The sequence below is a fragment of the Proteus faecis genome (genome assembly GCF_003144395.1).
Classification (GTDB): Bacteria; Pseudomonadota; Gammaproteobacteria; order Enterobacterales; family Enterobacteriaceae; genus Proteus; species Proteus faecis.
The window spans coordinates 169557-182673 of sequence record NZ_PENZ01000045.1; the positions used below are offsets into that span (position 1 = coordinate 169557).

9 protein-coding genes are annotated in these 13117 nt (G+C 36.3%); 7 read left to right on the top strand and 2 right to left on the bottom strand.

Translation table 11 applies throughout. The features are described from left to right. Positions 1 to 20 precede the first annotated feature (20 nt). Positions 21 to 1109, bottom strand: coding sequence for a 3-phosphoserine/phosphohydroxythreonine transaminase (gene serC / locus DK858_RS14620; RefSeq protein WP_109398027.1), 1089 nt, complete (start codon positions 1107 to 1109; stop codon positions 21 to 23). A gap of 136 nt (positions 1110 to 1245) precedes the next feature. Between serC and DK858_RS14625 the strand changes: the two genes are divergently transcribed. After that, the gene (locus tag DK858_RS14625; RefSeq protein WP_109398028.1) at positions 1246 to 2676 is read left to right on the top strand and encodes an MFS transporter; all 1431 of its coding nucleotides are present in this window, start codon (positions 1246 to 1248) and stop codon (positions 2674 to 2676) included. Positions 2677 to 2816: 140 nt separating this feature from the next. Further along, on the top strand, positions 2817 to 4037 hold the full coding sequence (locus tag DK858_RS14630) for a two-partner secretion domain-containing protein (RefSeq protein ID WP_109398029.1): 1221 nt from the start codon (positions 2817 to 2819) through the stop codon (positions 4035 to 4037). 84 nt (positions 4038 to 4121) lie between these two features. On the opposite strand, the gene ansB is transcribed toward DK858_RS14630, so the two are convergent. Then, on the bottom strand, positions 4122 to 5159 hold the full coding sequence (gene ansB, locus DK858_RS14635; protein ID WP_109398030.1) for an L-asparaginase 2: 1038 nt from the start codon (positions 5157 to 5159) through the stop codon (positions 4122 to 4124). 228 nt (positions 5160 to 5387) lie between these two features. Between ansB and ycaO the strand changes: the two genes are divergently transcribed. The 5 genes from ycaO (at position 5388) to DK858_RS14660 (ending at position 13041) form a co-directional block, all read left to right on the top strand. Continuing rightward, complete coding sequence (gene ycaO, locus DK858_RS14640; RefSeq protein ID WP_109398213.1) at positions 5388 to 7145, top strand: 30S ribosomal protein S12 methylthiotransferase accessory factor YcaO; 1758 nt, start codon at positions 5388 to 5390, stop codon at positions 7143 to 7145. Between the two features lie 672 nt (positions 7146 to 7817). After that, positions 7818 to 8672 carry a formate transporter FocA gene (gene focA, locus DK858_RS14645; protein WP_109398031.1) on the top strand — a complete coding sequence of 285 codons (855 nt, stop codon included), beginning with the start codon at positions 7818 to 7820 and terminating at the stop codon, positions 8670 to 8672. Positions 8673 to 8726: 54 nt separating this feature from the next. Beyond that, a complete protein-coding gene (gene pflB / locus DK858_RS14650; RefSeq protein ID WP_072062808.1) occupies positions 8727 to 11009 on the top strand; it encodes a formate C-acetyltransferase in 2283 nt (760 codons plus the stop codon). Positions 11010 to 11117: 108 nt separating this feature from the next. Next, entirely contained in the window at positions 11118 to 11858 is a 741-nt protein-coding gene (gene pflA, locus DK858_RS14655) for a pyruvate formate lyase 1-activating protein (RefSeq protein WP_023581312.1), read from the top strand. 295 nt (positions 11859 to 12153) lie between these two features. Beyond that, complete coding sequence (locus tag DK858_RS14660) at positions 12154 to 13041, top strand: BPSS1780 family membrane protein (protein ID WP_109398032.1); 888 nt, start codon at positions 12154 to 12156, stop codon at positions 13039 to 13041. Positions 13042 to 13117: the final 76 nt, after the last annotated feature.

Consider the following 13117-nt stretch of genomic DNA (forward strand, 5'->3'; position numbering starts at 1 on the left):
CTTATTCTAGATTTTATTTATTACGCATGACGACGTTCAAAGTCAGCCATAAAATCAACTAATGCTTGAACACCTTCCAATGGCATTGCGTTATAAATTGAAGCACGCATCCCACCTGATACACGATGACCTTTTAATGCGACTAATCCTTGTGCTTCTGCCTCTTTTAAGAATACAGCATCTAACTCTGGAGAAGACATTTGGAAAGGTACATTCATTAGTGAACGATTTTCTGTAGCAATACGATTGATATAGAAATCACTATTATCAATTGCACTATAAAGAAGCGTTGCTTTTTCATAGTTACGTTTCGCCATCTCTTGTAAGCCACCTTGCTCTTTCAACCATTTAAAAACCATACCTGATAGATACCAAGCAAAGGTAGGTGGTGTATTAAACATGGAATCATTTTCAGCAAGCACAGTGTAATCAAACACAGAAGGTGTTTCTTTACGCGCTTTGCCTAATAAATCTTCACGAATAATGACAAGAGTTAACCCTGCTGGGCCAATATTCTTTTGTGCACCTGCATAGATAACACCAAAACGGCTAACATCTATTGGTTGAGATAAAATAGAAGATGAATAGTCAGCAATAACAATTTTACTGTCATCAAAATCTGGCTCTTCATGAATAGCAATACCATCAATGGTTTCATTTGGGCAATAATGCACATAAGCAGCATCGGCACTTAATTGCCACTCTTTCATTGGCTTAACACCAATTTTGCCATCAACTTCTGTTTTAATTTTAATGATATTTGGCGAACAATATTTTTCAGCTTCTTCGGCTGCACTTTTAGCCCAATAACCACCATCAATATAATCAGCACTTGCTTTATCGCCCAATAAATTGAGAGGTAAAGCAGCAAAATGGCCTCGAGCACCACCGTGACAAAAAAGAATTTTGTAGTTTTCTGGCACATTGAGAAGATCGCGAAGATCTTGTTCTGCCTGATGAGCAACTTCAAGAAACTCTTTACTGCGGTGACTAATCTCCATAACCGAACGCCCAAGTTCATGCCAGTTGCATAATTCTAACTCTGCACGACGAAGAACTTCTGCCGGTAACATAGCCGGACCTGCACTAAAGTTATATACCTGACTCATTCAAATTCACCCTATCTGAATATGTTTTTACAAAATGACCTTTATCGGTTGTATCATTCCCGTTAAATTGGCGCAATGATTATTGTGAACTAACGCATAATATACAGAACATAAAAATGATGGTTAGGAGTGTTTTATGTCGGGGAGTGTAAATAAAAAAGAAGAAGCAAGCTGGGGAATGCTTCTTCATGGAAAAAATAGTCTAAAATCTCTTGCTTTAGCAGGAGGCGTCGCATTACACGCAATAAATGTCTATATCACGATCACAACGCTACCTTCGATTGTGCGTGATATTGGCGGACTTAATTTATATGCATGGAATACCACTGTTTTTATTCTAGCTTCAATTCTCTCTTCTGCATTAACCTCACGATTACTGAGTGTATTTGCACCTCGTAATAGTTATCTCTTTGCCACTATTTGCTTTTTAGCAGGTTCTGTTATTTGTGCGACAGCACCCTCAATGCAGGTATTACTTTTAGGACGATTTATCCAAGGCGCTGGCGGAGGAATGTTGCTAGCACTTGCTTACTCTTTAGTCCGAGTCATGTTTCCTCAACCACTTTGGTCTAGAGCTATGGCATTAATGTCTAGCATGTGGGGTATATCGACACTATTAGGCCCAGCACTAGGTGGAATATTTGCTGAATATGATGTTTGGCGTGGAGCATTTTGGTCTATTTTATTTGTTGGCATTCCTTACGCTATTTTATTATTTGTGATTCTTCCTACCGAAAACAATGCCGATAATATTATCACGAAAACGCCATTACCTTATCAACAACTTATTTTATTAATGTTTGCTGTATTATCTATTTCTATTGGTAGTCTTTATAACGTTATTTTATATAACACTTTATCCTTTGTATTTGCTTTTATCTTTATTCTACTGTTAGTCAATATTGATAAAAAATCAAATGATGGTTTATTTCCTAAAGGAACATTTTCTTTTTCTGCACCGTTAGCACCAATATATCTCACCATGGCTTTATTAGGGATCAGTGTACAAACAGAAGTCTTTGTGCCTTATTTCTTGCAAATTATCCATAATATTCCCCCTCTGCTTTCAGGTTATTTAGCGGCATTGGTTGGTGCAGGTTGGTCTTTTTCTGCCATCATCTCTTCATCAAGTAAACAATCTACAGCTCAAAGATTAATGCGCTTTGGCCCAATGATTAATTTTATAGCTATTGTGATCCTTGGTTTATTTATTTCTAATGTACTAACCATAGTTTATGGGCAAATTATCATTATTTGTATCGCTCTCTTTTTTACAGGTGCCGGAATCGGCATGGCATGGCCCCACTATTTAACCCATGTTTTACACGTTTCTCAGGGGCAAGAAGCTCAAAAAGCGGCAACTTCAATTACTACAATACAACTTTTTTCAACAGCTGTAGGTGCAGCCATTTCAGGTACTATTGTGAATATGGCTGGATTAACCGAACCCGGTGGGATTAGTGGGGCACAAAATGCCGCTCATTGGTTATTTATTGTATTTTCCATTACCCCAGTTATTGCATTTATTACTGTAAAAAAAGTAATAAACAATAAAAACAAACAATAGATAAAAGCCTATAATCATTATCTTTAATATAATTCTTATGGATAATTTTTCAAATAAAAACCTTTTACACAAACATACATTTATTTTAACAAATAATAATTATAAAGTTAACTTAAAAATTAGGTGTAAAAGGAAAAACCATGAAATTAAAGTTAATAGTAATCGCTTCAATCTTTACTTCAACATGTTACTCTAACGATAAACTCTATGCTATCTATAATGATAGCACCCATATTTCCATTCAAGAAAATTCATCTGCAACGGTAAGAGATTATAATAACCGTGATGATATAGCAGAGATATTAATTGCAGATAGTGATAAAAACAAAATATCACATAATAAATATAATCACTTTAGTGTAGATGAAAGCGGCATTATATTAAATAATGAAACAGCAAAAGCAAAATATATTATTAATGAAATCGTCAGAGGTCCTTCTTCTTATTTAGCAGGTAATATTAGTGTAAAAGGTAATGCTGCCCATGTTATTATCGCCAATCCAAATGGTATCAGCTGTAATGGATGTAGTTTTTCGAATACATTATCTGAAACTTTAGCAACAGCATATATTGATACTTCTAAAGATAATTTAATTTCATACAACACGGCTAATTTTTTATCTCGTTTTAATTCTTATAGTAGAGAAGGAATAGATACTAAATATTTTGGGAAAATTATTTTTAGCGAAAATAAAAACATACCCACTAAATACTTAACCACAAGTTTTAATAAGCTTAATATTATCAGTAACAATGTCAGTATTGATATGAGAGTTCATGCCAGTCAGAACATCAATATTTATAGCGGAATTAATATCGTAGAACAAAGGCTAGGAAGCAATAAATTTCATTTAATTAATAATGAAAAAGGCAGTCGTTTACTCGGAAAATACATCAGTAAAAATCTTACTATTGGTAATGAAGGCAATATGGATGAGATTTTATTTGCGAATAAAATAAACATACACACAAGTAATTCAACTATAAATAATTATGCTATTATGAGTTCAAATAAATTAAATATTAATCTAGATAATGCATCCACTTTTAAAAACTATGGTGTTATAGCTGGAAATTCTTCTTTAATAAAATTAACAAATAATTCTCATTTTAAAAATACTTCAACGGGAGTAATAGCGAATATACGCACTGATGACTATAAATGGTATAATAGCACTGATCCCTTTTTTATGTATTCAAAATTACATCGTATAGCTATCAACGCAGATAATAGTAGTCGTTTTACTAATCAAGGCGCATTAAAAACACATCGATACCTTACTCTAAACAAATCAACACACAATATTTTTAATGAAGATGCTCTAATTAATTTATATGATAAATTCCGTAAAATAAAATAATATTAATAAATAAAGAAAATCATCCGTTATTAATTGACGGATGATTTTCTGGTTTAACTTAAGAAGCTGAAAAATTGACTAATATTAATATCTTTCAAAGTTTTCTTGGATTTTCGCTGGATCTTGTGTTTCTGTCAAAGATAACTGCAATAACACTCTCGCTTTTTGTGGATTTAAGCGCTCTGATGCAACAAAACCATATTTTGCATCATCCACTTCACCATTTTGTGTAGTAAAACCAACTGGTACACGGCTTGCACGCACAACAACGACACCTTTTTTAGCGCCATCGGCTAAGGTATCAAAAATATCAGTATATAAATTACCGTTACCCACACCGGCACTGACAATACCTTTGTAACCGTTATCAATAAAGGCTTTTGCTGGTAAATTAGAGGCGTTTGAATAGTTATAAACAATACCCACTTTTGGTAATTCAGTCAGTTTGCTGACATCAAATATGGGTTTATCCGCACGAGGTAATGCCGCAGTATAATAATGAACCTGACCGTTATGCACATAACCTTGAGCACCTGCGTTAACAGGCTGGAATGCTTGCACTTCAGTCGTGTTCATTTTTACAACATCTTTACCACTGATAACCGCATTATTCATGGTCACTAACACACCACGATTTTCAGAGGCTTTATCACTTGCAATCACAACTGCATTAAAAAGATTTAAAGGGCCTTCAGCACCTAATGCCGTTGCAGGACGCATTGCCCCCACCATAACAACTGGTTTTTTACATGCTGTGGTTAAATCAAGGAAATAGGCTGTTTCTTCCATGGTGTCTGTACCATGAGTGATAACAAAACCGTCTGTTTTATCGCAATCTGCATTAATTTTATTAGCCAACTTGAGCCATACTTGGTCATTCATATCTTGAGAACCGATATTCACGACTTGCTCGCCTTTTAAGTTAGCGATTTTTTTAGCCTCAGGTACTGCATTAATCAATGTATCAATACCCAATTTGCCTGCTGTATAGCTTGATGCCGTTGCTGAATCGCCACCACCAGCAATTGTGCCACCTGTCGCTAAAATGGTGACATTAGGTAAGGCAAAAGCAGAACCACTGATTACAGCTAACAGGCTAGCGAGCAATGTTTTTTTCATCATCGAACTGATCCCTTATGAATTTATAAATAAATCCAATTATGATGATTTAAAATTATTAATTCCGTGATAAATCGAACGAATTTATTAAAAAAACTCATATATCAAATAAATTATGAATGGTGAATATAATCAGACTTGGGTAAATGAGAGAAATTATTAGTGCATTACAAGGGATTTCAGTATTATGTGCCCCTAACTATCACCAGCAAAATATTGATGAAACCTGCCATGTCACAAACATTTATTCCTGGCAAAGATGCCGCACTGGAAGATTCTATCGCTCGCTTCCAACAAAAATTAACCGACTTAGGATTTAACATTGAAGAAGCTTCATGGTTAAATCCTGTTCCTAACGTTTGGTCTGTTCATATTCGCGATAAAGATTGCCCTTTATGTTTTACTAACGGTAAAGGTGCCAGCAAAAAAGCGGCATTAGCCTCTGCACTAGGTGAATATTTCGAACGTCTCTCCACCAATTATTTTTTCTCTGATTTCTGGCTAGGTAGTGATATTGCAGAAGGTGAATTTGTTCACTATCCAAGTGAAAAATGGTTCCCACTGACAGAAGATGACTCTGTTCCTGCTGGCTTATTAGATGAGCGTTTACGCAAATTTTATGATCCTGAAGGTGAATTATGTGGTAGTGAGTTAGTTGATTTACAATCAAGTAATCATGATCGCGGAATTTGCGCCCTTCCATTCATACGCCAATCCGATGAAAAGCCTGTTTATATTCCCGTAAACATTATTGCTAACTTATATGCCTCTAATGGTATGTCAGCGGGAAATACAAAGAATGAAGCTCGAGTTCAAGGGCTTTCTGAAGTTTTTGAACGTTATGTAAAAAATCGCATTATCACTGAAAGAATTAGCTTACCTGAAATTCCGAAAGAAGTTTTAACTCGCTATCCTGCTGTTATTGAAGCGATTGAAACATTAGAGCAAGAAGGCTTTCCAATCTTTAGCTTTGATGCATCGTTAGGAGGTCAATTTCCTGTTATTTGTGTCGTGTTATTCAACCCACAAAATGGCACTTGTTTTGCTTCTTTTGGTGCTCATCCTGATTTTGGTGTGGCTTTAGAACGTACAGTTACTGAATTATTGCAAGGGCGTAGCCTTAAAGATCTCGATGTCTTTAATCCACCAAGCTTTGATGATGAAGAAGTCGGTGATCATACTAACCTTGAAACACACTTTATTGATTCAAGTGGTCTAATTAGTTGGGATCTATTTAAGAAAGATGCCGATTATGCATTTGTTGATTGGAACTTCAGTGGTACAACAGAAGAAGAGTTCCACACATTAATGTCACTTTGCCAGCAGTGCGATGCAGAAGTCTATATTATGGACTACTCACATCTAGGTGTTTACGCTTGTCGTATTTTAGTACCGGGTTTATCAGATATTTATCCCGCTGAAGATTTACAATTAGCCAATAATATTATGGGTGTACATTGGCGTGACACTATTCTTTCTCTACCAACAAGCCAAGGCTCTCAAGAAGAGTATCTTTCTCTTATTGGTCAATTTGATGAAGATGGTTTAGATGACTTTACACGTATCAGAGAGATGATTGGTATTGCACCGGGTAAAGATAATGGTTGGAGCCATTTACGTGTAGGTGAATTAAAATCAATGTTAGCTCTTGCAGGTGGCGATCTTGATCAAGCGCTGGTTTGGGTTGAATGGACTCAAGATTTTAATGCTTCTTTATTTACGCCAGAGCGTCAAAACTATTATCGCTGTTTGCACAATCTCTTATTATTACAACAAGAGACTGAACGTGAACCAGAACAATATATGCACGCGTTTTCTCGTATGTATGGCGAAAAAACATTACAGGCAGCCTTAAACGCAATACAAGGTAAACAAGCATTTTACGGATTACAAACGATTGATGCTGATTTAGCTAATTTACCTATTCATCAGTCATTACTTGTGGCCTATGAGAAATTACAGAAAGCAAAACGTCAATCGATTAAATAAACCTATTTTGCTTAAGGTTATTTATCAAATAATAACTAATTTTAACTGAATAATAAGCGCGTATTTAAATTGAAACACTCTATTGAAAAGTAGAGTGTTTTATTTTGCTAAAAATAAAATATTGACAGATTTGTCAATATGACAAATTTGCCACCTGACAAAATTGTCAAAATATGGCAAAAGTGACGATTTAAGGCATTTAATATGACATCATAAACACATATTGAACTTTTACACTAACAATATCACATAAATCTAGTTTAAATTGCTATTTGTTTAACCAGATCTCAAAAATTAAAAAACCTTATTTTTATAATGGGTATATGGCTGGAGTAATCATTAAAGATTAACCACAAATAAAGTAATGTTTATATTTATTATAAAAGTAAATAAGGCGTTAAATTTGATTTTTAATTCTTAACATACGGGGTTTAAATAATACTTTATATTTACTTTTTACTTTATTTATCCAGCTGGTCTAAAATTTTTTGATAATTTTTAAAAAATTTTTTCATTTTATTAATCAAATAGTTATAGCTGAAATAGCGGGTTTTTACGCACTAAAACCAAGGTTCTAATGAGTGACCATGATCCATATCAATTTTAGAAGTAAGCCCCTTTGCTACTATTATTGCGTGCTATAATTATTCCAACATATAAGAGAGTGTTAGTATGAAAGCTGACAGCCCTTTTAATTTATTATCACCTGCTGATATGGCAAAAGTTGCCGATGATGCATGTTGTTATAAAGCAAATAAACATATTCCAACGACTTACTTATCTGCATTTACTGCGGGAATGTTTATATCAATTGCTTTTGTTTTTTATATTACTGCTACTACAGGTACCGCATCTGTTCCTTTTGGGCTGGCTAAATTAGTCGGTGGGATCTGCTTCTCTCTGGGGTTAATGCTCGTTGTCGTTTGTGGCGCGGACTTATTTACCTCAACTGTTCTTACTATTATTCCTAAAGCAACTGGACGTATATCTTGGGGCAAAATGTTTGCTAACTGGATAAATGTCTATCTTGGTAACTTTATTGGCGCACTCTTTTTTGTCGCCTTAATGTGGTTTGCTGGTCAGCATATGGCAGCAAATGGGCTTTGGGGGCTGAATGTGTTACAAACTGTACAACATAAACTTGAGCACACGTTTATTGAAGCTGTTTGTTTAGGTATTCTAGCTAACTTAATGGTTTGTCTTGCAGTATGGATGAGCTATGCAGGCCGTACGCTGATTGACAAGCTTTTCGCACTGATTTTACCTATCGGTATGTTCGTTGCTAGTGGTTTTGAGCACAGTATCGCTAACATGTTCCTTATTCCTTTAGGTATTGTTATTAAGAATTTTGCACCAGCAGAATTCTGGACTAAAGTAGGTGCATCACCCGAACAATTTTCAAATTTAACTGTATCAAATTTTCTCTCTGATAATTTATTACCTGTCACTATCGGTAACATTATTGGCGGGGCAGTCCTAGTCGGTCTGGTATACTGGTTAATGCATCTGCGCGGTGACAAACATTAATCCGTGCAGATATGACTGATTTCTTAAGTTCCATTGTAAAAAGGTAGAAGTATCATGTCTGATTTAAATGAAAAATTTGCTGAAGCATGGAAAGGTTTTTCTGAAGGTGAATGGCAGAACGCCGTTAACGTTCGTGACTTTATTCAAAAAAACTATACTCCATATGAAGGCGACGAATCTTTCCTAGCAGGTTCCACTAAAGCAACTGATACACTTTGGGAACAAGTTATGGAAGGCATCAAAATCGAAAACCGCACACATGCGCCAGTTGATTTTGATACTTCTGTTGCTTCAACTATCACATCTCACGATGCAGGTTACATCGCTAAAGATTTAGAACAAATCGTAGGTTTACAGACTGATGCACCTCTGAAACGTGCAATCATCCCATTCGGTGGTATCCGTATGGTTGAAAGTTCTTGCCACGCGTACAACCGTGAGCTGGATCCAGAACTGAAAAAAATCTTTACTGATTATCGTAAAACTCACAACCAAGGCGTTTTCGATGTTTATACTCCAGACATCCTGAAATGCCGTAAATCTGGTATCTTAACAGGTTTACCAGATGCCTATGGTCGTGGTCGTATCATTGGTGACTACCGTCGTGTTGCTCTATACGGTATTGAGTTCTTACGTAAAGACAAATTTGCCCAATTCACCTCTTTACAAGAAAGAATGGAAAAAGGCGAAGATCTGGAAATGACTATCCAACTGCGTGAAGAAATCGCAGAGCAGCACGCTGCTTTAGGTCAAATCCAAGAAATGGCTGCGAAATACGGTTACGATATTTCTCGCCCAGCTCAAAATGCGAAAGAAGCAGTACAATGGACTTACTTCGGTTACTTAGCCGCTGTTAAATCTCAAAACGGTGCTGCAATGTCATTTGGTCGTGTATCTACTTTCTTAGATATCTACATCCAACGTGATATTGAAGCAGGTTTACTGACAGAAGAACAAGCTCAGGAATTAATTGACCATTTAGTCATGAAATTACGTATGGTTCGTTTCTTACGTACTCCTGAATATGATGAGTTGTTCTCTGGTGACCCAATTTGGGCAACAGAATCTTTAGCTGGTATGGGCTTAGATGGTCGTACTCTGGTAACTAAGAATACATTCCGTTTCTTAAATACTCTATATACCATGGGTCCATCACCAGAACCAAACATGACCATTCTGTGGTCTGAACAATTACCTATCAACTTCAAAAAATACGCTGCGAAAGTCTCTATCGATACTTCATCAATCCAGTATGAAAATGATGACTTAATGCGTCCTGACTTCGACAGTGATGACTATGCTATCGCTTGTTGTGTTAGCCCAATGGTTGTGGGTAAACAAATGCAGTTCTTCGGTGCTCGTGCAAACTTAGCGAAAACCTTACTGTATACCATCAACGGTGGTGTTGATGAAAAACTGAAAATCCAAGTAGGTCCAAAACATGCACCAATCATGGATGAAGTCTTAGACTTCGATACTGTGATGAATCAAATGGATCACTTTATGGATTGGTTAGCAACTCAGTACGTAACTGCACTGAACGTTATCCACTACATGCACGATAAATACAGCTATGAAGCCGCTCTGATGGCACTTCATGATCGTGATGTTTATCGTACAATGGCATGTGGTATCGCAGGTCTATCTGTTGCTGCTGACTCACTGTCTGCAATCAAATATGCGAAAGTTTCTCCAGTCCGTGATGAAAACGGCTTGGCAGTTGACTTCAAAATTGATGGCGAATATCCACAATTCGGTAACAACGATTCTCGTGTAGATGACATCGCTTGTGACTTAGTTGAACGTTTCATGAAGAAAATTCAGAAACTGCGTACTTACCGTAATGCGGTACCTACACAGTCCATCCTGACAATTACTTCAAACGTTGTTTATGGTAAGAAAACAGGTAATACTCCAGATGGTCGTCGCGCTGGTGCACCATTCGGACCAGGTGCTAACCCAATGCACGGTCGTGACCAAAAAGGTGCGGTAGCTTCTCTGACTTCTGTTGCGAAACTACCATTTGCTTATGCGAAAGATGGTATTTCTTACACCTTCTCTATCGTACCTAATGCATTAGGTAAAGATGATGATGTTCGTAAGGCAAACCTTGCTGGTCTGATGGATGGTTACTTCCACCACGAAGCAGGCATTGAAGGTGGTCAACACCTGAACGTTAACGTGATGAATCGTGAAATGCTGTTAGAAGCAATGGAAGATCCTGAGAAATATCCTCAGTTAACTATCCGTGTTTCTGGTTACGCAGTTCGCTTTAACTCACTGACTAAAGAACAACAGCAAGACGTTATCACTCGTACATTTACACAAACAATGTAATTAAGATAACTATATGCATTTATTTACTGAGAAAGTAGATAAAATCGCTTAGAATAAAGGCCCCTACTTTGGGGCCTTTTTATTAGACAGTTTTGGAGTAACCCTGTTATGTCCGTACTTGGTCGTATCCACTCATTTGAATCCTGCGGTACTGTTGATGGTCCCGGAATACGTTTCATTGTTTTCTTTCAAGGATGCCTAATGAGATGCCTCTATTGTCACAACCGTGACACATGGGATACTCATGGTGGGCAAATCGTCACAGTTGATGAATTAATGAAAGAGGCTGTTACCTATCGTCATTTTATGAATGCTTCTGGCGGTGGTGTTACTGCTTCAGGTGGCGAAGCAATTTTGCAAGCAGAATTTGTGCGTGACTGGTTTCGTGCTTGCCAAAAAGAAAATATCCACACCTGCCTGGATACTAATGGCTTTGTTCGTCGTTATGATCCCGTTATCGATGAATTAATGGATGCCACAGACTTAGTGATGCTCGACCTAAAACAAGTCAATGATGAGATCCACCAAAAACTGGTTGGTGTATCAAACCAGCGTACACTTGAATTCGCACGTTATTTAGCAAAACGAGGCCAAAAAACATGGGTTCGTTATGTTGTTGTGCCGGGTTGGTCTGATGATGATGATTCTGCTCATCGTTTAGGCGAATTTATTAAAGATATGAAAAATATCGAAAAAGTAGAACTTCTTCCTTACCACGAGCTCGGTAAACATAAATGGGTAGCTTTAGGAGAAGAGTACAAACTAGATGGTATTCATCCACCGTCAAAAGAGACGATGGAAAATGTAAAATCCATCCTCGAGTCTTACGGCCATAAAGTTATCTATTAAGTTAATCTACTTAATCTTAATTTAAGAGGCAGCGGTTTTAAACGCTGCTTTTTGTTTTTATAGGATTAAAAAAATCCAAAATAAATAAAGTCATTTTTTATTAGATGAAGTTAACTTAAATTATTTAAATCATTTTATATTAATTAAAGAATGACGGTTCCCTCAGTAAAAATACACATAATAAGATTATCCTTAACCTATATTAGCTTTAATGCAGTTGATTAGTAACAAAACAAAAAGATATTATAGAAAGCTTATATTTATAAACAAAGATATTGGGATTAAGGTACAGGAAATGGAACAAGACAACAATTCATCGCAAACAGAGCCACAAGAGGTATTTACGCCTATTCCTCAAGCACGAGGTGCCTCAGGCGGTGTTCGCTGGTTAGGGCTGGGATGGGATTTAATAAAAGAACGTTTTTGGATGTGGATAGGCGTTATTATTATCTACTTTATCGTTAGTCTTATTATATCGACCATTCTTGGATTTATTCCGCTAATTGGTCCAATCATTTCACCTTTTATTACTACTGTATTAGCAGCAGGTGTCGTAGCAATTGCCCATCAACAATATGAGACTCAACGTATTGATGTTGATACTCTATTCTTTGGTTTTTATAACAAACGTTACCTTAGCTTAATGGGTGCCTATGGTATTAGTTTCCTAATTTTACTTGCTGGTATTATTATTGCTATTCTCGTCAGTAGCGCCGCTATGATGGATATTATTTATGCTATTAATAGCGATTATCCTGATGAAATTATTGCAGAAATGATGGTAGATAACGCATCTGGGTTTACATTATTTTTTGTTATTATCGCTATTTTTGGTGCGTTGAGTACTGCAGCCTATTGGTTTGTTCCTGCGCTTGTATTAGTCAATGGTTATAAAGCATTCCCTGCAGTTAAAGCGAGCCTTGCAGCAGTAAAAATAAACTTATCTGGTGGTTTCTTCTTCTTTATTTTACTGTTCTTTATTCTTGCTATTAGCCTTATTCCATTTGGTTTAGGGTTACTTATTACCATCCCTCTTTCCTATACGGCAATGTATGGTTCTTATCGTGATATTTTTTATCACCATAATATAGGAAGCCAAGGAAATAACGGTGGTATCGGTGGAAATGGTACAATTTCTCTAAATAAAACCGCTGAATCCAATATTGGAAAATTAGTAAGCTAATCTTAGCGTTAACTAGGCAAAATCCAAAAGCAGTAGACTGGAGTAATTTCATCTACTGCTTTTTATTATCTAATAA

What these genes read in the sequence shown, in the direction of transcription:
- serC (WP_109398027.1), bottom strand. Translation starts at nt 1,109, where the DNA reads ATGAGTCAGGTATATAACTTTAGTGCAGGTCCGGCTATGTTACCGGCA.
- DK858_RS14625 (WP_109398028.1), top strand. Translation starts at nt 1,246, where the DNA reads ATGTCGGGGAGTGTAAATAAAAAAGAAGAAGCAAGCTGGGGAATGCTT.
- DK858_RS14630 (WP_109398029.1), top strand. Translation starts at nt 2,817, where the DNA reads ATGAAATTAAAGTTAATAGTAATCGCTTCAATCTTTACTTCAACATGT.
- ansB (WP_109398030.1), bottom strand. Translation starts at nt 5,159, where the DNA reads ATGATGAAAAAAACATTGCTCGCTAGCCTGTTAGCTGTAATCAGTGGT.
- ycaO (WP_109398213.1), top strand. Translation starts at nt 5,388, where the DNA reads ATGTCACAAACATTTATTCCTGGCAAAGATGCCGCACTGGAAGATTCT.
- focA (WP_109398031.1), top strand. Translation starts at nt 7,818, where the DNA reads ATGAAAGCTGACAGCCCTTTTAATTTATTATCACCTGCTGATATGGCA.
- pflB (WP_072062808.1), top strand. Translation starts at nt 8,727, where the DNA reads ATGTCTGATTTAAATGAAAAATTTGCTGAAGCATGGAAAGGTTTTTCT.
- pflA (WP_023581312.1), top strand. Translation starts at nt 11,118, where the DNA reads ATGTCCGTACTTGGTCGTATCCACTCATTTGAATCCTGCGGTACTGTT.
- DK858_RS14660 (WP_109398032.1), top strand. Translation starts at nt 12,154, where the DNA reads ATGGAACAAGACAACAATTCATCGCAAACAGAGCCACAAGAGGTATTT.